Here is a 20,116-nt window from a genome sequence, read left to right as displayed (position 1 = left end):
TAGTGATTGTCGATAACGGTCCGCTAGGGTAGATAGTTCCAGTCGGAATCAAGACGGAAGGTGAACGCATGAAGGTACGTACGATCATCGGGGTCGCCGTTGCGGTGTTCGGGGTTTCGACCGGCGCGCTGTCGATGGGGATGGGAACCGCTGCGGCGGACACGGTGGATCGGGCCGATGTCATCTGCTGGGGGTTGAGTCCCAATATCGTCGACCTACCGTATGCGGGGCGGATCGCGGCGTATCAGCGGGATGCGACGCCGGGACTGCCGACCATCGAGATCACCTCGGCGCAGCCGAGTATCTGGGGATATCAGACCAATCCGACCATTCGGTGGACGAATCTGGCTACCGGCGCTTCGGGTGCGGCGAGTGGAAGTAACCGGGTGGGTTTCGGGTCGACCAATCCTGTCTTCTTCCCGGATCTGCCGACGGGGGCGGGACCGCTTCGCGTGGATCTGACCACGGTCAACGTCGGGCCGGTTCCGGTGCCTGCGGTCAACTGCTCGGGTGTGATCGATATTCGCTAGTGGGGTAGCAGTTGTGGGCGAGGCGGTCCGATCCGGACCGTACTCGCCGCGCCCGGCGGGACGGGTGTGGTCTGTACCTGTGGATTCAGGGAGCCCCTCGACATATTTCCGTAACGCCCACGGAAATCGGTGCGATATTCTTGACAATAGAGGGGGACAAGATGATTCGTAACTCCGCGATAACGCGGGGCGTCCGATACGCCGCGTGGGTAATTGTCAGGACACGATCGAATATCGAAACCGTCAATGGGCCAGGGGCTTCGAGGGGTGCGAAGTGAATGTCAAGCTATCGGCTGTGGTGACGATCGCGGCGAGTGTCATGGTCGGTGTCGCCGGGTGCGGCGGCGATTCGCAACCATCGACGGGAACGTCGACGGGTAGTGCGATCACCACGTCGCACCCCGTACCGACAGCTACGCGGACCACCGCGGCCGGAACACCGTCCGCGTCGGTGGAAGAACCCGCCCCGGGGGGTACATCGAAACCCGAATCATCCTCTGCGGAAACCACCCCCGAGTCCACGTCGAAATCCGAGTCACCCGCCGCGGAACCCGCTCCCGAGGGCAGCGGCCACGGCCTGTGCTTCGACGTGAATTCCGCGCTCGCGGCTTCCTCGGTCGCCCGTTTGGACACGCCCCCCGGTGGCGCCTGGGTGATCCAAGGGGCGAGCGAAGATCCCATCGCCGCCGGATGTTCCGGCGTCCTGTCGTGGATGACGGTGGAATGGCCGGGAATTCATCCCGGCACCCACATCCTCTTCTTCACCGGCGGAAAGTACCTGGGCACCGCGAGCGCCAAGCCGTACGCCTACACGACGGTGCTCGGCAAGACCCGCGACACCGTGTCGGTGCAGTACCGGTGGCCGAAACCGGAGGACGCGCTGTGCTGCCCCCAAGGAGGTCCGAGCACGGTGACGTTCACGCTGAACGGAACCACGGTCCAGGCGAACGGACAGTTTCCGCCGAACTGAGCTGGACGACGCCGGGCGCAGGGCTGGGATTACGCAGGGCGGAGGGCTGGGATTACGCAGGGCGCAGGACGACTATGCCCGGCACCGACCTCGCGTATGCGAGGAACGGTGAATCGACCACCTTGTTATCGGCCGCGAGCGAGGAGGCATTGCGCAGGACGGGGCCCGACGGCGTCGCCGCGAAGACGCCGACGTGGGTGACGTCGAGTCCGGGGAGGTCGGCGTAGGCGCCGACGTAGTCGCCGTTGCGCAGTTGGGCGATGACGTTGTCGTCCACGAATTCACTCGGAATGTAGGTGATGCCTCGCCGCACGACGGGCAGGCCGGGCAGGTAGTTTCCGCCGTCGCCCTTCGCGTTCAGATCCTTGACGACGGTCACGGCGCGCGGGCTGACCGCGGCGGTGACATCGGTGGCGTTGATCTTCTGGGTGTGCGCCCAGTCGGTGAAGAAATGCCTGCGCTGGGTGAAATCGACGTGACCGTCGATATACCGCGTCCCGATCAGATTCTGGACGAATTGGTTCCGGTCGGCGGATTCGCTCAGCGCCGCCACGTAGTCCAGGTAGGTGAAGCAGTCCACCCGGCGGAAATCGACCACCAATCGCTCCGGTTGGGTGGCCGAGCCGATGAGCATATCGGCGCCGTAGGGGGTGCCGAGGAACTCCCGTGACAGCAGTTCGACGAGATCCGCCTTACCCCGGCCGCTCACCGATGCCCGCAGCGCCAGTATGTCGTCGATCTTCTTACCGGTGGCGTCGTCGATGGCGACGTCGGCCGGTGCGCCGAGCGTATTCGGCGCCGTCAGTACGAAGCAACCGGCCAGCGCGAGTACGAGGACAAGGAATCGACAAATGGTGCGCAAGATACCTCCAGCGATTTCGCGGTAGCCGAATCTGGCGTGCGTCCGCGCCAAGGCTAGCCGGTCCGGGCGACAAGCCGGACGCTTCCGGTCGCCGACCCCTCGCGGAGTACGGAATCGGGGCGGGCAGCGGCGGTGCCCGCACGGCGCTCGGTCCAGCGGCTTTCGGCTCGGAGCCCGAATCTCCGCGACGCCGTCGATGCCGCTTCTATAGTGGAGGATCCCGTGAACGGTCCCGGAGGTAGCGCGATGAGCAGGTCCATCTCTCGAATCACCCTGGGGGCCGTGGTGTTCCTGACGACGGCAGCGGCCGCGGTGATCGCCGGACCGCCTGCGCTGGCGGACGTGACCGCGGTGAGTGTGGCCGCGGGACCGGAGGGGCTCGCCGTCGGCTGCCGCTACACCGTGACGGCTGTCGTCACCGACGCGGTCGTTCCGGCGGGGACCGTGTTCTTCATGCTCGCCGGGGGTGTCATCCCCGGCAACGGCGAACGAATCCCGTCGGAGGCCGTGCATCATCCGGAGAACAACACCGTCACCGCCACCTGGACGCCGACGCGTCAGGGTTCGCAGAATCTCATCGCGATACAGTCCGAGCCGGGCAGATACACCTCGTCGCAGTACATCACGATCGAGGTGCGGCACACCGGAATCGACACGGGCAGTTCGTGTCAGGTCATCGGGTGATCCGGTCCGGCCCCATTCCCGATCGCCGATTGTCCACCGGCGTGTGACTATGAATGGAAACCGGACAAACCGGCATCCGGTGCGGCGGGATGAGGGACGAGTGCGGGATCGATCCGACGCGGAACAGGCGCGAGTGTTTCACGACCTGCTCGTCGCGGAGGCCGAGACGCTCGCCGCCGCTATCGCGGCCATGGGGCTGACGAGCAGGGGAACGCCGAGAGCGAACACCGAGTCGCAGTTGCTGCAACGTGAACTGCGCGAGGTCCGTCGTTGCCTCGACAACCTCCGCGACAGCTTTCCCGAACTGGGAAACGATCGACAATAGGGTGACACGCCCCACTCGGAAATCTATCGGCATCGGGTTTATAGCCAGTTCACACCCGCCTTTTCCCGGGAATGAGCTGCCTTCGGAGCTGACCCGAAACCCGGTGGCATGTTTGAGATTCGGCTTTTAGGTAAGTTCACTGTTCGTGCGTAATACGCGGCCGCTGGATTTTCCTCGCACCAGGCCGACGTTCATCGTGCTCGCGGTCGGCGCGGTCGTCGCGCTGATCCTGCTCTTCGCGACGGTCGATCCGTGGCTGGACAAGTCGGGGATCCTGGTCGGCGGATTGGACGTGCATGTCTACCGCGACGGGGCCTGGCGGATTCTGCACGGACGTCCGCTCTATACCGAGCCCACCTTCTACGGACTGCTCTACACCTATACGCCGTTCTCGGCCCTTGCCTTTCTCCCGATAGAGCGCGTGCCGTGGGCGGCCGTCACCGATACCTGGCTCGCGGTGAATATGGTGGTGCTGCTCGGCTGTGTTCTGCTGAGTTGGCGCATTCTCGGCTATCGGATCGGCCGCAGGCTGTTCGGGCTGAGCGTCTTGCTGACGGCGACATGCGTCTTCATCGAGCCGGTGCGCACGACGCTGTACTACGGGCAGATCAATCTGCTGCTGATGCTGCTCGTGCTGTGGGATTTCTCGCGTGCCCCCCACAGCCGCGGGCGTGGGCTGGGTGTCGGCATCGCCGCGGGGATCAAACTGGTGCCAAGCTATTTCATTCTGCAGTTCCTCGCCCTACGGCAGTGGCGCTCCGCCGCCACGGCGTCAGGTGTTCTCGTCGCGACGGTCGTGGTGAGCGGGGTGGTGCTGCCCGCGGATTCCCGGCAGTACTGGACGTCGACGTTCTTCCAGTCCGGCCGGATCGCGGTCGACACGCATCCGGCCAACCAGTCGCTACGCGGCGCGATGGCGCATCTGCTCGGGCGTCCCGCGCCGGTGTGGCTGTGGCTGATCCTCGCGTGTGTGGTCGCGACGGTCAGCTCGACGATCGTCGCGGCGCTGTATCGGTACGGGGAATCGCTGCTGGCGGTCACCCTGGCCGGACTCACCGCCTGCGTGATCTCGCCGTACGCGTGGGGACATCACTGGGTGTGGTTCGTTCCCCTGCTCGTCTACCTGGTGCATCGGGCGCAGTATCGGCGGAGTTGGTGGATCGCCGCCGTCGCGCTCTACGTGTCGATCGGCGCGTGGGCCTATCACTGGAGCCCCACCTGGGTGTCGATCGGGGTCTTCCTGCTCCCGCCGTCCTGGCCGGTGTCGCCGATTCTGATGAACGCCTACGTCATCGCGTATTTCGCGGTGCTGGGCTGCGCGGGGGTTCTCGTGCGACGGTTGCGGCGCGCGGTTGTCGATGTCGGTCGGCTGCCCGAGCGGGTCGACGAATCGCAGTTGCTGGCGTCATCGCGCCCGAGTTCGGATGTGACCGTCGACTGATCGCGTGCGCTGTGTTCGGACGCGGCGCGGGCGGTCCTGACGGGACCGCGTTCTGCACCGGCGCAGGGTCTCAGGCAGTGGTGACCAGCGATCGGCCTGATTCACCGCTGGTCGGCTCGTCCGGGGGAACGTCGAGGTCGCGTCGGCGCTGTCGCTGAAAGGCCCAGTGCAGCAGCCCGATTCCGGCCAGGCCGGCCGAGGCGCCGCCGATGCCGAGTTCCCAGCCGGGCGGACGCCAGGTGAGAATCAGCTCGGCGTTCTCGGTGTGCGCCGGGATGTCGACGGCGATGAAGGTGCCCGCGACCGTGGTGAACGGTTTTTCTTTACCGTTCAAGGTGATTCGGTGTCCCGGCCAACCGAGCCTGGACAGGACGACCCGACCGCCGTTGGGTGAGGTCACCCGCGCGTTGCTGGTGAAACTGCTGTGCGGGGTCGTCGTGGCGAGCACGCCATCGGTGTAGGCGATCATGCCGTCGCGGGTGGAGATGAGGCCGTCGACGCGTTCGAGCACGACGATGTAGCGTTCGTGGCCCGGATAGTCGACCCATCGCCAGCCCGCAGGTGCGGCATGATCGCGCACATCGGGATACTGGGCCCGATGCAGCACTACCCGGTCGATTTTCATCAGGTCGACAATGGTTTGCCCGGTGGATGATTCGGTCGCGAAGGCGCGGCGGAAGGCATCGGCGCAGGTGCTGCCGTCCCAGGCCATGCACAGCAGACCGGCGAAGGCGGCATGCCCGATGGGGGTGTAGCCGTTGACGTATTCGAGGCCGAGATTCTTGGCGTAGTTGCCGATGGCGAGGGATCCGTACGCGCCGGTGACACTCCTGTCCTGCGGTGTCAGCAGGGCCCGATCGGCGAGTTGCAGTGTGCGGCCGTCGAAGTCGGGGAAGGCGGCGGTCATCGTCGAACGGCGTTCGGGAAAGTTGTAGGACAGTGGGGTGCTCGGCGCGCTACGCACCTGGACGAAGGCGATGGGCAGCATGGCCGCGATGGCAAGGGCACAGGCCACCGGGGCGCCCCGGTGGCGCGCGAGCCACACCGCCATAGCGCCGAGTGCGGCGACGGTCGCCACGGCGATCAGATGCCGAAGGACGAGTTCCGGCGCGGCCGAGACGGAGCGGACGAACAGCAGGCCGATGAGTGCCGCCGTGGCAACGGCGCGCCGCCGCGATGAGCCGAAGATGCCGTGGCGGCTGAGCAGGATGCACACCAGCACGAGCAGGGCGACGGCAAGCATCGGCAGGACGCGGGCAGGCCAGCGCAGCGGGCCGATCGCGCCAGGTCCCGCTGTCCACATGAGCATCGCCGTCGCGAAGAACCCGACACCGCTGAGTTCACGGGCGGATCGAGCCGCCGCGTGCCAGTCGATGAAGGCGAGGGCCGGAATCAGGAACCACGCGATATAGACCATCGGCAGCGGTTGCACATGCCCCCACCAGGCGGTGAAGGCCGGGGTGGTGCTGGGCAGGCTCGCGTTCAGGGATTCCGACCACGGCACCGTGAGGAAGGGGTCGTTGTGGATCTTGGCATTGCCCCGCCAGGTCACCTGCGAGGAGAGGATGCCGGGCAGGTTGGCGATCAACGCCGTGAGTGCAGCGCAGCCGGAGGCGAGCATCAACCGTCCGGCCACCGCCCAGTCGCGCCGGTAGATGTACTCGCCGGCGACGACCGCCGCGATCATCAACCCGGCGATCACGGCGGGAAAGGCGTATTGGACAGTCAGCGTCAGATAGAGGAAGACGAACAGCGGAATCGGCCCGCCGCGGCCGCGCGCGTAGAGCACCGCTGATGCCCAGGCGTTAACCAGCCAGGCGGTGGCGGTGTGTGAGGTCATCCAACTGGCCTGGTCGAAGAATAGGAACCATCCGCTCAGCGGGAACGCGACGCCAGCGAGGGCCGACCACGGCGCGCGTGCGCCGTAGGCGAGGCAGATTCGATAGACGCCGAGTCCTGCGATGATCGAGAAGACCAGCTTCACCACCGTGGCGTATACGGCGAGGTTATCGATCGACGGCGCGAGGAAGTGGACCAGCAGTTGGGGCGGATTGTAGAGACCGGCCTCTTCCAGGGAATAGTTCCCCGCCATCCACTCCGACGGCACCAAAGCGGGGAAACGCCCCTCGCGCATCTCGTTTCCGAGCCTGACCCACATCGGCGCGTACTGGGCCTCGGTGTCGTCGGTGTAGTAGTGCCTGACGTCTGCCAGCAGGACTGCTGCGTATCCGGCGATCACTCCGAACGCGGTAACCGACCCCCACGTGTATCTCTCTTTTCGCGATTCGATCGCCGCGCTTGTCCTCACGGAGGCGGGATCGTATGCGAATCGGGTAAACAGGACAAGGACGACATATGGATCGATACCATCCGATCACATCCCGCTCGGAATATTCGCCGGTCGGGCGGTGTCCGAGCTATTCGGCGCGCGGGGAGTACCACCTGCGGTTATTGTGCACAACTGAGTTGCTCGCTACCGTTCATGGAGGAGGTGTGTGACCATGACGCAGGGTGAGACCGCCCGTGATGAGGAATTGCGGCTCGACAGCCAGGTGTGTTTCGCGCTGTACGCCGCCTCCCGCGCGGTGACGAGGCTGTACCGTCCGCTGCTCGAACCACTCGGCCTGACCTATCCGCAATACCTCGTGATGTTGGTGCTGTGGGAGCGCGAACCGGTCGCGGTGAAAGATCTCGGTGCGGCCTTGGAACTGGATTCCGGCACCCTGTCGCCGCTGCTGAAGAGGCTGGAGGCCAATGGTCTGCTGACCCGCAGCCGAGCCGCCGAGGACGAACGATCGGTGCGGGTCCGATTGACCGCCGAGGGCGCGGAGCTGCGGGAACGCGCGCGCGGCATTCCGCGGCAGTTGGCCTGCGCCATCGGCTGGGATCCGCAGGATTTGATCGATTTTCGGACCCGGTTGCGCGAATTCACCGCGGCGGTCGATGAGCGGCCGTCGCCGCTCGATGAGCCACCGGTACCCGCCTGATCGGATCTGGGTTCCGCCGGGACTGCTAGCGTGCGGATATGCAGGACAGCGTGACAGTTCGAATGGCCGCACCCGCCGAGCAGATCTGGGAACTCGTCAGCGATATCACCAATACCGGGCGGTTCAGCCCCGAGACGTTCGCCGCCGAATGGGTCGGCGGCGCGACGGGGCCCGCTGTCGGCGCGAAATTCCGCGGGCATGTGAACCGCAACGGCTGGGGACTCAAATATTCGACGGTATGCCGCGTGATCGCGAGCGAACCCGGCCGCGAATTCGCCTTCATCGTGCTCGGTCCCGGTGGAATGGGGATCAACACCTGGCGCTACGTGCTCGACGCGGTCGATGGCGGCACCGACGTCACCGAATCGTTCGAACTCTCCAAGACGTTGCCGCTGCGTTTGTACTGGCTGTTGGCCGGGCGTCTGCGGGGGAAGACGAATCGCGAAGGTATGCGCGAGACCTTGAACCGGATCAAGGCGTACGTCGAAGCCCAGTAGGCGACTGTGGCTGGCTAGGGCTGGTAGAGCGCTTGCAGTTGTCGTTTGTAGACCTTGCCCGAATCGTCGCGGGGGAGTTCGGTGACGATCCGCAATTCGCCGGGGATCTTGTAGCCGGCCAGCCGCTGGCGTAATCCGTCGCGTAATTCGGCGGCGTCAAGACGCGCGCCGGGGCGCGGCACGATATGGGCGGCGACGGCCTCGCCGAGGTCGCCAGGATGCGGGATGCCGAATACGGCGACGTCCTCGACACCGTCGAATTCCAGGAGTGCCGACTCGATTTCGGCGGGATAGATATTCACCCCGCCGGAAATGATGATCTCGCTGGAGCGGCCGGTCAGGTAGAGGTAACCGTCCTCGTCGAGGTAGCCGGTATCGCCGACGGTCAGGAAGCCGGGCATCGGCCCTGTGCTCTCGCCGTCGCGACCGAGATAGCGGAAGGCGGGCCAATAGTCGGCGCCGCGCACGAAGACCTGGCCGATTTCCCCCGGGGGAAGCGGGATTCCGTCCGCGGTGGCGACGACGGCGGCGGACCCGTCGACGCCGCGGCCGACACTGCCCGGATGCGCGAGCCATTCGGTGGCGGTGATCCAGGTGATCGTGCCCGCCTCGGTACATCCGTAGAACTCGATCAGCGCGTCACCGAACCAGTCGATGGCAGCGCGTTTCACCGCGGGCGGGCAGGGCGCGGCGGAATGGATCAGGTGGGTCAGGCTCGAAACATCGTAGCGGGAACGGATTTCGGCGGGAACGGACAGCAGTCGCGACAGCATGGTCGGCACGACCTTGGCCTGGGTGATACGTCGTTCGGCGACCAGGCGCAGGAACCGCAGGGAATCCCAGCGCGGCATGATCGTGATGTCGGCGCCCATGCGCAGCGCCAGCACGGCGACGGCGTTCGGGCTGGTGTGATAGAGCGGCCCCGCGACCAGCATCCGTGCGCCGGGAGCCAGTCCCATCCGCTGCGCGGTGCCGCCCGCGACGGCGAGCAACTGCTGCGGGGTCATCCGTTCGCGCAGGACCCCTTTGGGTGTTCCCGTGGTGCCGGAGGTGTAGATCAACCCCATCGAATCGGCGATCGCGCCCGCCACGTGGCCGAGCGGTGCGTCGCTGTCGTCGATCCACTCCTCGAGGGTGGGATATCTGCCGGTTGGCGTCGCCGCGGCGCGGTCGAGTCCGGCCTCGTCGAGCAGTTCGACGGGCATGGCCACCTCGACGACCAGCGGGGTGACGGCGGCCAGTTCGATCGCCCGTTCGACGGTGTCGATGAATGTGGTGTGCGCGAGGACGATTCCGACGCCGCCGTCGGCGAGCACATGGGCGATTTCGGGCGGCTGCCACCGGGTGTTGATCGGCACGGGGTTCGCGCCGCAGGCGGCGATGGCGAGGGAGACCTCGAGGAATTCGATGTCGTTGCGCAGCATGACCGCGACCCGATCGCCGCGCCCGATTCCTCTCGCGGTGAGTGTCGCGGCGAGGCGTCCAGCGCGCTCATGTGCCAGTGGCTGCTCGCGGGTCCGTTCGCCGCAGCGGATGGTGGGAACGGCCGCGGGACTCATGCGCCGGAACCGGTTCGACGGTGACACGGGCTCCGCATCGCGGTCCCGACCGGGCGGCTGTGCTGTCGGAGCGCGCATTCGGCGGCGTCGTCGAGGTTCCTGATCCGCATGATCTCGAGTCTGGTCGACGATGTCGCGGCGCGCCAGTGGTCGTAGAGTCGGTGCGATGAGCGTCCGGCGGGACAGGGACCGGATCGCTCACGCGGAGACGGGGCAGGGGTAGGCAACCGGTCGAGGCGAAATCGAGGGGTGGGATATGTGGTATTTGATCGATGCGGCCGAGCCCGATCGGGCCATCAGGCATGTGCCAGAGGAGGGGATGGCGCGTGAGCGCTCGCTGCACCGGTTGGTGCGGCCGAGTTCGCTCTCCGCGGTGGCGAGTTCGGCGGTGGCGCAGGCCATCGACACCAACGACCATTGCGATCGCGAGGTGCTGGTCCGGGGCGAACGACGGGATGTGCACGCCGAACCGGTGCCGGGTCCGGACGGGAAACCGCTGGCCGTCCGGTTGTGGGTGGGCAGGCGGCGGCGCGACGATCCGCCCGGCATCGATGTGTTCCTGTGGGACGGCAGGCAATGGACCGTGATGGCCGAAGGAAAGGGCGGGACCGTGCTGCCCGCGGGACATCCGCGATTGCACGGCGCGTGGTTCCTGTCCCGGATCCTCGAATGCGAGGATCGCGACCGGCTGATGACGGCGGCGTTGGATTCGCGACCGGGTACCGAATGGCAGGGCACGATGCAGGTGCTCACTCCGGATGATCGCAGCACCCGCGTTTTCGCGTTCTTCCGTCATCACGGGCCGAACGTGCTGCGGGGGCTGCTACTTCAGGTGGAACCCGCGCGGGCGCCCGATCTGGTCACCCCGACCTATCACGACGACGCGGCCGTCGCGCTGCTCGGCGGCACCACCGCGCTGATCGATATCGAGACCATGCAGATCATCGAATGGCTGACGCCTCCGCTCGGAGATATCGCCTGGCGTCACCATCCCGCGTCACGGGGCGCCGATCCGGCGGGCGACGGCGAATTCAACCTTGCCACCACCCATCTCATCCATCCCGAGGACGCCGTGACGTATCTGCGGGCGCTGCGGGCGCTGGTGGAGTACCGCACCGAGCGTGGGCGCGCGGTCGTGCGATTGCTCACTTTGTCGAGGGGGTGGCAGCCGGTCGAATTGTCCTGCATCCGGCTTCCGCACGGCCCGCCACGATTCCTGGTCTGTCTGATTCGGCCCGTCGGACCCGACACGCCGCTAGGAATGATCGAATAGCGGCGAGTCTGCTCACGATGCCGTTCGACTCGCGAGCATGCTGTGACGGCACCTCGATCGATTGCCCGGAGATTGCGGCGGGGGCGTTGACGGCGCACGTGACGGCCCGGCACGCCCGGCGGGCCACGGTGGTCTCCCCGATGCGCAACCCCCCTTGGCGGACATCTGTCCAGTTCAGCGCGGGTGCGTTGACGGGAACCCGGCGGCCGAGGTAAGCGTTTCCATTCGGACCGTGTTGATAGCATGGCCTTTCTGGCCGACCGGATGCGGGCGCCGCCCCCGGATGTTATTTCGAAAGAGTCTTTTCATGCAGTTTGAAATCGTCGAGCGGGACGAGACGTGGGTTGCCGGATTGCCGGTGCGCAGCCCGAAACGTGCGCTCGGGGAATTGCGTGATCGCGATCTGGAGGCGGCTTGGGCGGCCGTACTGCATCAGGATCTCGGCGGCCCGCTGGCCAGCGCGTATACCGACTACAGCGGTGAACTCGGCACCTATCACACCCAGATCGTCGGGTATCAGTGCGCGGCGTTCGAGGATGTCACGCGCGGGCATCTGGTCGCGCGGCTGCGGGGCGGCGCCTATGCCCGATTCTCTTCGGTCGGTAACTTTCCGCAGGTGATGACGGACCTGTGGACGCAGATCGCCTATGCCGAGGAGCACAACCAGATCAAGCGCACCTATACCGGCGATTTCGAGTGTTATCCGCACGCCTACAAGATCGATCTCTATCTGGCGGTAGATCCCCGATGAGCTATGCGATCGTCGTCCGCAACGAAGCGATCTACGGTGGGTTGGTCGTTCCGCGCGTGCGTCCGAGTTTCAAGGTCAGCAACAGCGATCTGATCGAATTCCTCAAGGATCGGCTGCGCGACCGGGCCGGCGCGGCCCAGCCCATGTTCACGGTGTACGTACCCGATCCCGCGGGCAACTACAACGCGATGGTGTGCTTCGAGTACCGGACGCCGGAGGCGGTTCCGGTCGGTGACCTCCTGGTCAAGGTGCCGAAGGGGGTCTACGCCCGCTTCGAGCCGAATGGCGACTATCACGATCCGGTCGAGGATGTCTGGGCGCAGGTCGACGATGCGACCGCTTCCGCCGAGATAACCCGCGCCTACCGTGAGGAAATCGAGGTCTGGCGGGGGCCGGAATCCGTCGAACTGTTCATCTCCATCCTCGTCTGATAGCTGAATAGTTGCCACGAAGGAACCAACTGGTCTATTCGCTGTGCTTTCGGTCTAATGTAAGCCATCTGACCTGCGATAACTCGTGTTCTATCTGTATGTTTTCGGAAGATTAGCCGGACGTCTGGTGAATTCCTGTCGGATGACGGATACTGCCCTAGGCAACTTCACCGCCGGGTGGATCGAGGTGTGGGGTTCGTCGGATGGGGTATGAACGACCGTGCGCGAGTGCGGAGCTACGGAGTAGGAATACCGATGACTGTCGAAGCGATTGCAGTCGTTCCGGAAGACTCCCTCGACGGGGGGATCTCGCGGTTTCTGGACGAGCGATCCGGATGCACATTCTTTGTCGCCGCCCCCGCTGCCTGTCCGGCGCTGTGGGACGAGTATCTGCGCGGCGCGCAGGAGGTCTACCGCCATTTCGGCGTGGAGAGCGCTCTCGAATACGAACAGATCCGCGACGGAATGTCGACCGCGCTCTTTTTTCTCGGCATCGATCCGTCGGGCACCGCGGTGGCAGGGGTCCGGATGCAGGGCAGCTACACCGATGTGGATCAGGTCCGCGGCGTGAGTGACTGGGCCGGACATCGCGGCGCGGAGGATCTGCGGCGCATGGTGGCCGACCGGATTCCGGCCGGCGTGATCGAGGCCAAGGGCGCCTGGGTGGCGCGTGACGCACCGCACCGGTCGGCGCTCAGCGACGTCGTGTCGCGCACCGTATTACACGGTGCCCGCCTGCTCGACGCCCGCTTCGGTTTCGCCACTGTCGCCACCTTCACGGTGCAGCGACACCGGGCCAGCGGCGCCGTGGTCGCCGAGCACATCCCGTCCGTGCCGTACCCGGACGCACGCTACGAGACGGTCCCGATCTGGTGGGACACGCACACGTATCCGGCGGTCGCCGATCGCTCGCAGAGCGCGCGGACGCGTGCCGAGATGCGCGAGCTCGCGGTGACCCGTCCCCGCCCCGATGGCAGGCGGCTCGCCAGCGCGTGGCATGGATCGAAGGGCCCGGTCGGACATGGGCGATGATCCAGGCCTGACGCCGGAATACCGCCCGCTGATCCTCGACGAGGCCGACCCGCAAGACGCCCGAATTCTGGCCGAACTGCGGAACCGGCCGCATATCGAGACCATCGATCTGCGCGGGCCGTTGCGCGCCGAGTTCGACCGGCTCGCGGATGCCGGAATTCCCGGCGCGGATCCGGAATCGGATCGATGGATCCACTACCCGTGGCGTCGCGCGCTGATCGGACTCCCCGGTCCGCGTATGTTCCGCGCGATTCGACTGGATCGCAATCGCAACAAGTTGACTCGTGCGGAACAGGACCGTTTGCGCGCGCTGACAATCGGTGTCGTCGGCCAGAGCGTCGGGCACGCGGTCGCCTACCTGCTCGCGCTGGAGGGCGTCGGCGGCACGCTGCGGCTGGCCGACCTGGACAGCATCGAACTATCGAATCTGAATCGGGTGCCAGCCACGCTGTTCGATATCGGAATCAACAAAGCGGTCGTCACGGCGCGCAAGATTGCCGAACTCGATCCCTATCTGCCGGTCGAGGTCTTCGAAACAGGTGTGGACGACGATTCCATCGATGAGTTCCTCACCGGTCTTTCGATTGTCGTCGAGGAATGTGATTCGCTCGATATCAAACTCGTGATCCGCGAGGCGGCGGGCAGGCACCGGATACCGCTGCTGATGGAGACCAGCGACCGCGGCCTGCTCGACGTCGAGCGCTTCGATCTGGAACCGGAACGCCCGCCCTTCCACGGGTTGCTCGGCGGCCTGCGGGCCGCGGATCTCCGTGGTCTCAGCGCGCAGGACAAGGCGCCGTTCGTGGTGCGCCTGCTCGGCGCGCGCGGATTGTCGGCGCGGCTGGCGGCCAGCATGTTCGAGGTCGGCGAGACGTTGTCCAGCTGGCCGCAGCTCGGCAGCGATGTCATGCAGGGCGCGGCGAGTGTCGCCGCGGCGGCCAGGCGGATCGGTCTCGGACACAAACTGCCGTCGGGCCGCATCCGGATCGACATGGACGACCACCTCGACGATCTCGCCGAACCCGCTCCCGACGGGGAGTTGGTCTGGGACGACCCGCCCGAGCCCGCCCCCGCCGCCGATCCGATCGGCGCGATCATGGAAGCCGCGCGGCGGGCGCCGTCCGGCGGCAATTCCCAGCCGTGGCGGCTGCGCGCCGATACCGCGGAAATCCGCGTCGAGCTAGCGGCGGAGTACTCCTCCGCGATGGATATCGAGTTCAGGGGCAGCGCGGTCGCGCTGGGTGCGGCCATGTACAATGCGCGGACCGCCGCGGCCGCGCAGGGGCTGCTCGGCGCGCACGAATTCGTCGAATCCGATGGCCGCGTTCCGTTGGCCGGGGTGTTGAGCCTGGGGGACGGTGACGATCCCGCGCTCGCGGCGGACTATCCCGCCGTACTCGCCCGCGAGACGAACCGCGCCTTCGGTACCGGCGCGGAGTTGCCCGCCGACGTCCTTCCCGCGCTGACCGCCATCGCGGTCGACGCCGGGGCGAATCTGCGAGCGCTCACCGGCCGAGACGAACTGGCGCTGGCCGCCGCGCTCCTCGGCGAATCCGACCGGGTGCGGTATCTGACACCGCGCACGCACGCCGAGATGATGGACGAGGTGCGCTGGCCCGAGGACGATCCCGATAGCGGCATCGACGCGCGGAGCCTGGAACTGACCCCGAAGGAAGCGGCCGGATTCGAGATCGGACGGCGAGCCGATGTGATGGCGCGGCTGCGGTCGTGGGACGGCGGCACGGCACTTGGCTCCTACACCAGGGACCGGGTGCGCACCGGCTCGGCTCTCGTCGCGGTGACATTCGATGCGGCGGACTCCGGACTCGCGGGCTACGCGCGGGCGGGGGCGGCGGTGCAGCGCGTGTGGATCGAGGCGCAACGGCGCGGTCTGGCGGTGCAACCGATATCGCCGCTGCACCTCTACGCGCGCGGTTCCGGCGAACTCCGCGCGATTTCACCGGACTACGTGGATACACTAACGTCACTTCAGAGCCGTTTCCTGAACCTACTGGGAGTGCCAGGGCATGAGATCATGGCATTGGTTCTGCGCCTGAGTTACCCGGCCGCCGAAACTGCCCCGGTGCGGAGCAGGCGGCGTCCGCTGCCTGGCGTGGACAGCCGTAGCTAGCGCGATCGGAGACAAAGTGCCTCGGCGGACACTCGACTCACTGGTGACCCAGGTCGCCTCCGAGCTGATGGGTGTGGACGCCACGACCATGGTGGCGGCTACCGAACGCGTACTCGCCCAGCTCGTCGATTACTTCGACGTCGATTTCAGCTACGTGCGCCATACCGACCGCGAACGACGGGCGACGGTACTGGTCGCGGAGTGGCCGCACCGTCAGCAGGTGCCCGATCCCGATCCGCTCGGCATCATCTACTTCGAGAACGCCGACGGCGTCTTCCGCCAGCTCGAACATTCGATCGAACCGATGGTAGCCAGGCCGACACCCGAATTCGCCGACTATCAGGAGACGATCCGGCGCGCGTCGGGTATCCCGCAGGTGACCTCGGCCGCGGTGCCGCTGCTGTCGCGCGGTGAGTCCACCGGAGTGCTCGGGTTCGTCAAGGAGGGCGACCGCGAGTGGAGCACCAGGGAACTGAACGTGCTCAAGGCCATCGCCGCGTTGTTCGCCCAGCTCCAGGCGCGGGTGGTCGCCGAGGAGCGGCTGCGCTACATCGCGCTGCACGATGATCTGACCGGGCTGGCCAACCGGCGCGCGCTGCTCGAACACATGGAAGAGCGATTGCGCACGGGCGCGCCGGGACCGGTGGCGGCGTTCTTTCTGGATCTGGATCGCCTCAAGGCGCTCAACGATTTCCTCGGCCATACCGCGGGCGACAATTTCATCAGGACGCTGTCGTCGCGGCTGCGCGAACATCTCGACCCGAACGATATGATCGCCCGCCTCGGCGGCGACGAATTCGTCATCGTGCCCGCCAAGCCGATGGACGCGGTCGCCGCCGAATACGAGGCGACGCGAATCCAGCAGTTGATCGGTCGGCGGGTGACGGTCGGCGGTGAATCGGTCAGTCGCGGCGCCAGCGTCGGTGTCGCGGTCGGCATTCCGGGGGAGACCACGGTCGCCGATGTGCTGCGCCGCGCCGACCACGCCCTGCTGTCCGCCAAATCCGGGGGCGGCAACGGTGTCGCGGTCTTCACCGACGCGATGCGGGCGCAATTCGAATTGCAGGACGACGTCGAACTCAATCTGCGCGGCGCGGTCTCCGACGGTTCCCTGCTCCTGCACTACCAGCCCGAGGTGGATCTGCGCACCGGGCGGATCGTCGCACTCGAGGCGCTGGTTCGCTGGATGCATCCGACCAGGGGCCTGCTACCCCCCGCCGCCTTCGTCACCGTCGCCGAGGCCACCAACCTCGCCGGTGAGCTCGGCCGCTGGGTGATCAGGTCGGCCTGTGCGCAATTCGCCGAATGGCGGCGGCGCGGGCTGGCGAACAATGTGGTCATGCGCATCAATGTCTCGCCGGTGCAGTTGGTGAGCCTGGATTTCGTCGAACGCATCGAGGACATCCTGCGGCTGTTCGGCATCGATGGCAGTTCGGTCTGCCTGGAGATCACCGAACACGTGGTCGTCCAGGATCTGGCGAGGACCCAGGTCACCCTGCGCGGACTCAAGCGCATGGGCGTGCAGATCGCCATCGATGATTTCGGGACCGGCTACAGTTCGCTCTCACATCTGAAGGCGCTGCCGGTCGACGCGGTGAAGATCGATCGCGGTTTCGTCCAGCGACTCGGCGCGAGCACCGACGATCTGGCGATCGTGAAATCCATCATCAGCCTGGCCGGCTCCTTCGGCCTCGGCGTCGTCGGCGAGGGTGTCGAAACCGCCGTCGCCGCACGCACCCTCGTCGGGCTCGGCTGCTATCGCGCCCAGGGCTTCCTGATCGCCCGGCCTATGCCATCGGATCAGGTCGAGGCACATCTGGCGCTCGGGCGGATACCGCTCGATCTGGATCTGCCGCGGGTCGGGCGCACCCAGACAGCGCGCTGAGCGGCGGTTTCGCCGGTTCTTCCACTGCTGTTCACATCCCGTTGAGCGCTACGGTGCCCGGGGTAACCGCGTCGGCTGGACGATCGGCTGGTGCGCATCGTGCAACTGGCGAACTTCTACGGTCCGCGGTCCGGTGGGCTGCGCACCGCACTGCACCATCTGGGCGAGGGGTATGTGGCGGCGGGGCACGAAGTCGTCCTGATCGTGCCGGGTCCGCGCCGCGACGAGGTGGTGCTGCCGACCGGGGCGGTGCGAATCACCCTGCCCGCGCTGGCGATTCCGTGGACCGGCGGATATCGGGCCGCCGATCCACGGCGGGTGGCCGATGTGCTCGCCGGTTTGCGACCGGATGTCCTCGAAGTGTCCGACCGGCTGACCCTGCGTGGTTTCGGACGGTGGGCGCGGCGTCGCGACGTGACGAGTGTGATGATCTCGCACGAACGGCTCGACCGGTTGCTCGGCCAGGTCATGCCGCGCTCGCTCGCCCGCCGCTGCGCCGACGTCGCCAATCGCCGCACCGCCGCCGAGTACGACATCGTCGTCTGCACAACGGAATTCGCGCGGGCCGAATTCCTGCGCATCGATGCGCCGAACGTGGAGCTGGTTCCGCTCGGGGTGGATCTGGATCTGTTCAGCCCGCGTCGCCGCGACGACCGGCTGCGCGCGGATCTCGGCGTGACGGGGCACCCGCTGCTGGTGCACTGTGGACGGCTGTCGGTCGAGAAACGGGTGGACCGCAGCATCGAGGCGATCGGTGAACTGCGCAAGGCCGGGGTGGCGGCTCGGCTGGTCGTCGCCGGTGACGGACCGCGCAGGGACGCGCTGCAACGGCGGGCGAGGGCATTGCCCGCGCTGTCGGACGGGTCGTCGGCCGTGCATTTCACCGGATTCATCACCGACCGCACAATGGTCGCGACACTGCTCGCGACGGCGGATGTCTCGCTCGCGCCCGGTCCGCACGAAACCTTCGGGCTGGCCGCGCTGGAAGCGCTGGCCGCGGGTACTCCCGTCGTCGCGAGCCGGTCCTCGGCGCTGGTCGATATCGTGACCGCCGACTGCGGCGCGGTCGCCGCCGATCACCCGTCGGCGTTCGCGCACGCCGTCACCGATGTGCTCGCCCTTCCGACCGCGGGACGCCGCAGAGCGGCTCGCGTCCGGGCCGAGCAGTTCACCTGGCCGCGCGCGGTGGCGGGCATGCTGGAGGTGCTCGGCCGCTAGTGGTTCCCGGCCACGCGGGTGCGTATGTTCCGTCATGGGCGGCCCCCGGGGGATCGGCCGAGTAGCCTGCGGGGACGAATCGGGTGGACTTGGAGTGAGGGAGCAGCGGTGCGACAACTCGGGCGTAAGACGGTGCGGGGCGCGAAGGTCTTGGTCACGGGTGCGGCGAGCGGGATCGGCAGGGCGACGGCGCTGGCCGCCGCCGAGGCGGGGGCGCTGCTCGTGCTCACCGATATCGACGCCGACGGACTGGAGCACACGGCGGAAACCATTCGCGCGGCGGGCGGTACCGTCCTGGCCACGCGCGCGTTGGATATCACCGATTACGAGGCGGTCACCGCCTTCGCCGCCGATGTGCACGCCGAACACGGCACCCTCGATATCGTCATGAATATCGCGGGCACCTCCGCGTGGGGCACCGTGGAGACGCTGGAACACCGGCACTGGCGTCGGATGGTCGATGTCAATCTGATGGGGCCCATTCACGTGATCGAGAATTTCGTGCCGCCGATGATCAGGGCAGGCCGCGGGGGCGCACTGGTGAATGTGTCGTCGGCGGCCGGGCTGCTCGCACTGCCGTGGCACGCCGCCTACAGCGCCGGCAAATTCGGGATCCGCGGAGTCTCCGAGGTGTTGCGCATCGATCTGCGGCGCCACGGGATTTCGGTGCACCTGGTGGTTCCCGGCGCGGTGAATACGCCGCTGGTGCAGCGCGTCGAACTGGTCGGGGTGGATAAGGACGATCCGAGGGTGCGCAAGCTCACCGCGAAATTCACCGAACATGCCATTGCCCCGGAGCGGGTGGCGTCGGCGATTCTGCGTGGCGTCGAACGCAACAGGTTCCTCGTCTACAGCTCGTTCGATATTCGTTTCGGCTATTGGTGGGTACGGAAATTCGCGTATCCGTACGACGTGGTCATGCGCCGGGTGAGCGATACGTTCAGCAGACTGCTGGTTTCGAAGAACAGTTGAGGTGCGTGTCGAGGACGCGGGCGCCGGGGCCGTCGACGCCGAGCCGGTCGTGTTCGTTCACCAGTTTGCAGCTGCCCAGTGACAGGCAGCCGCAGCCGATACAGCCGGTGAGATTGTCGCGCAGGCGAATCAGCTGATTGATGCGGTCGTCGAGATCGGTCCGCCAGGTGGTGGACAGCGTCTCCCAGTCGCGTCTGGTCGGGGTACGGCCTTCGGGCAGTTTGTCCAGCGCCGCTCGAATCTCGCTGAGCGGTATGCCGACCCGTTGGGAGATGCGGATGAACGCGACCCTGCGCAATGTCTCACGGGTGTAGCGGCGTTGATTCCCGCTGGTGCGACGACTGGTGATGAGGCCCTCGCGTTCGTAGAAGTGCAACGCGGAAACGGCCACTCCGCTACGCTCGGACAGCTGCCCGGGGGTTAGTTCTTTCGCTCGCCAATCGGCAGTCGACATGCACGCTCCTCCATTCACCTCAACAATACTTCAGGTTGGGGTCGGCGGGTGTGAGATTCGGACACCGGCGTATTCGAACGGCGAATTTCGTGCTCCGAGGCGATTTGCGAACTA

The 20,116-nt window shown here is 66.5% G+C and carries 19 protein-coding genes; 15 read left to right on the top strand and 4 right to left on the bottom strand.

Features of this window, described 5'->3' with window-relative positions:
• Positions 1-68 precede the first annotated feature (68 nt).
• Both ABZS43_RS23290 and ABZS43_RS23285 read left to right on the top strand, forming a co-directional pair.
• Entirely contained in the window at positions 69-530 is a 462-nt protein-coding gene (locus ABZS43_RS23290; protein ID WP_355038041.1) for a hypothetical protein, read from the top strand.
• A 274-nt stretch (positions 531-804) separates the two neighbouring features.
• Entirely contained in the window at positions 805-1,500 is a 696-nt protein-coding gene (locus tag ABZS43_RS23285) for an LppP/LprE family lipoprotein (protein WP_355038040.1), read from the top strand.
• A 52-nt stretch (positions 1,501-1,552) separates the two neighbouring features.
• Here ABZS43_RS23285 and ABZS43_RS23280 read toward each other — a convergent pair whose 3' ends face one another.
• The gene (locus ABZS43_RS23280) at positions 1,553-2,362 is read right to left on the bottom strand and encodes a DUF1460 domain-containing protein (protein ID WP_355038039.1); all 810 of its coding nucleotides are present in this window, start codon (positions 2,360-2,362) and stop codon (positions 1,553-1,555) included.
• Between the two features lie 246 nt (positions 2,363-2,608).
• Here ABZS43_RS23280 and ABZS43_RS23275 point away from each other — a divergent pair, with 246 nt between their 5' ends.
• From ABZS43_RS23275 to ABZS43_RS23265, 3 genes are all read left to right on the top strand, one after another.
• On the top strand, positions 2,609-3,046 hold the full coding sequence (locus ABZS43_RS23275) for a hypothetical protein (RefSeq protein WP_355038038.1): 438 nt from the start codon (positions 2,609-2,611) through the stop codon (positions 3,044-3,046).
• A gap of 100 nt (positions 3,047-3,146) precedes the next feature.
• On the top strand, positions 3,147-3,371 hold the full coding sequence (locus ABZS43_RS23270; RefSeq protein ID WP_355038037.1) for a hypothetical protein: 225 nt from the start codon (positions 3,147-3,149) through the stop codon (positions 3,369-3,371).
• A 145-nt stretch (positions 3,372-3,516) separates the two neighbouring features.
• Complete coding sequence (locus ABZS43_RS23265) at positions 3,517-4,812, top strand: glycosyltransferase 87 family protein (RefSeq protein ID WP_355038036.1); 1,296 nt, start codon at positions 3,517-3,519, stop codon at positions 4,810-4,812.
• A 70-nt stretch (positions 4,813-4,882) separates the two neighbouring features.
• On the opposite strand, the gene ABZS43_RS23260 is transcribed toward ABZS43_RS23265, so the two are convergent.
• On the bottom strand, positions 4,883-7,051 hold the full coding sequence (locus tag ABZS43_RS23260) for a hypothetical protein (RefSeq protein ID WP_355038035.1): 2,169 nt from the start codon (positions 7,049-7,051) through the stop codon (positions 4,883-4,885).
• A 262-nt stretch (positions 7,052-7,313) separates the two neighbouring features.
• Between ABZS43_RS23260 and ABZS43_RS23255 the strand changes: the two genes are divergently transcribed.
• Positions 7,314-7,799 carry a MarR family transcriptional regulator gene (locus ABZS43_RS23255; RefSeq protein WP_355038109.1) on the top strand — a complete coding sequence of 162 codons (486 nt, stop codon included), beginning with the start codon at positions 7,314-7,316 and terminating at the stop codon, positions 7,797-7,799.
• Positions 7,800-7,837: 38 nt separating this feature from the next.
• Positions 7,838-8,296: an SRPBCC family protein gene (locus ABZS43_RS23250; protein ID WP_355038034.1), complete on the top strand. Its 459-nt coding sequence runs from the start codon at positions 7,838-7,840 to the stop codon at positions 8,294-8,296.
• A gap of 14 nt (positions 8,297-8,310) precedes the next feature.
• Here ABZS43_RS23250 and ABZS43_RS23245 read toward each other — a convergent pair whose 3' ends face one another.
• Positions 8,311-9,855 carry an AMP-binding protein gene (locus tag ABZS43_RS23245; RefSeq protein WP_355038033.1) on the bottom strand — a complete coding sequence of 515 codons (1,545 nt, stop codon included), beginning with the start codon at positions 9,853-9,855 and terminating at the stop codon, positions 8,311-8,313.
• Between the two features lie 256 nt (positions 9,856-10,111).
• Between ABZS43_RS23245 and ABZS43_RS23240 the strand changes: the two genes are divergently transcribed.
• The 8 genes from ABZS43_RS23240 (at position 10,112) to ABZS43_RS23205 (ending at position 19,548) form a co-directional block, all read left to right on the top strand.
• Positions 10,112-11,128, top strand: a complete 1,017-nt coding sequence (locus ABZS43_RS23240; RefSeq protein ID WP_355038032.1) for a GAF domain-containing protein — start codon at positions 10,112-10,114, stop codon at positions 11,126-11,128.
• A gap of 307 nt (positions 11,129-11,435) precedes the next feature.
• Positions 11,436-11,879 carry a GyrI-like domain-containing protein gene (locus tag ABZS43_RS23235; protein ID WP_355038031.1) on the top strand — a complete coding sequence of 148 codons (444 nt, stop codon included), beginning with the start codon at positions 11,436-11,438 and terminating at the stop codon, positions 11,877-11,879.
• The gene (locus tag ABZS43_RS23230) at positions 11,876-12,310 is read left to right on the top strand and encodes a GyrI-like domain-containing protein (RefSeq protein ID WP_355038030.1); all 435 of its coding nucleotides are present in this window, start codon (positions 11,876-11,878) and stop codon (positions 12,308-12,310) included. Before ABZS43_RS23235 ends, ABZS43_RS23230 begins: the two co-directional genes overlap by 4 nt.
• 255 nt (positions 12,311-12,565) lie before the next feature.
• On the top strand, positions 12,566-13,342 hold the full coding sequence (locus tag ABZS43_RS23225) for a hypothetical protein (RefSeq protein ID WP_355038029.1): 777 nt from the start codon (positions 12,566-12,568) through the stop codon (positions 13,340-13,342).
• Complete coding sequence (locus ABZS43_RS23220; protein WP_355038028.1) at positions 13,332-15,473, top strand: Rv1355c family protein; 2,142 nt, start codon at positions 13,332-13,334, stop codon at positions 15,471-15,473. The genes ABZS43_RS23225 and ABZS43_RS23220 overlap by 11 nt, the downstream gene beginning before the upstream one ends.
• 67 nt (positions 15,474-15,540) lie before the next feature.
• Positions 15,541-17,358, top strand: a complete 1,818-nt coding sequence (locus tag ABZS43_RS23215; RefSeq protein ID WP_355038108.1) for a bifunctional diguanylate cyclase/phosphodiesterase — start codon at positions 15,541-15,543, stop codon at positions 17,356-17,358.
• Between the two features lie 90 nt (positions 17,359-17,448).
• The gene (locus tag ABZS43_RS23210) at positions 17,449-18,576 is read left to right on the top strand and encodes a glycosyltransferase (RefSeq protein WP_355038027.1); all 1,128 of its coding nucleotides are present in this window, start codon (positions 17,449-17,451) and stop codon (positions 18,574-18,576) included.
• A gap of 108 nt (positions 18,577-18,684) precedes the next feature.
• On the top strand, positions 18,685-19,548 hold the full coding sequence (locus ABZS43_RS23205; RefSeq protein WP_355038026.1) for an SDR family oxidoreductase: 864 nt from the start codon (positions 18,685-18,687) through the stop codon (positions 19,546-19,548).
• On the opposite strand, the gene soxR is transcribed toward ABZS43_RS23205, so the two are convergent.
• Positions 19,517-20,002 carry a redox-sensitive transcriptional activator SoxR gene (soxR, locus tag ABZS43_RS23200; RefSeq protein ID WP_355038025.1) on the bottom strand — a complete coding sequence of 162 codons (486 nt, stop codon included), beginning with the start codon at positions 20,000-20,002 and terminating at the stop codon, positions 19,517-19,519. The two genes, ABZS43_RS23205 and soxR, sit on opposite strands and share 32 nt — an antisense overlap.
• Positions 20,003-20,116: the final 114 nt, after the last annotated feature.

The sequence above is a fragment of the Nocardia sp. NPDC005366 genome (assembly GCF_040606855.1).
In the GTDB taxonomy this organism is placed as follows: Bacteria; Actinomycetota; Actinomycetes; order Mycobacteriales; family Mycobacteriaceae; genus Nocardia.
This window is presented reverse-complemented; position numbering and strand designations above follow the sequence as displayed.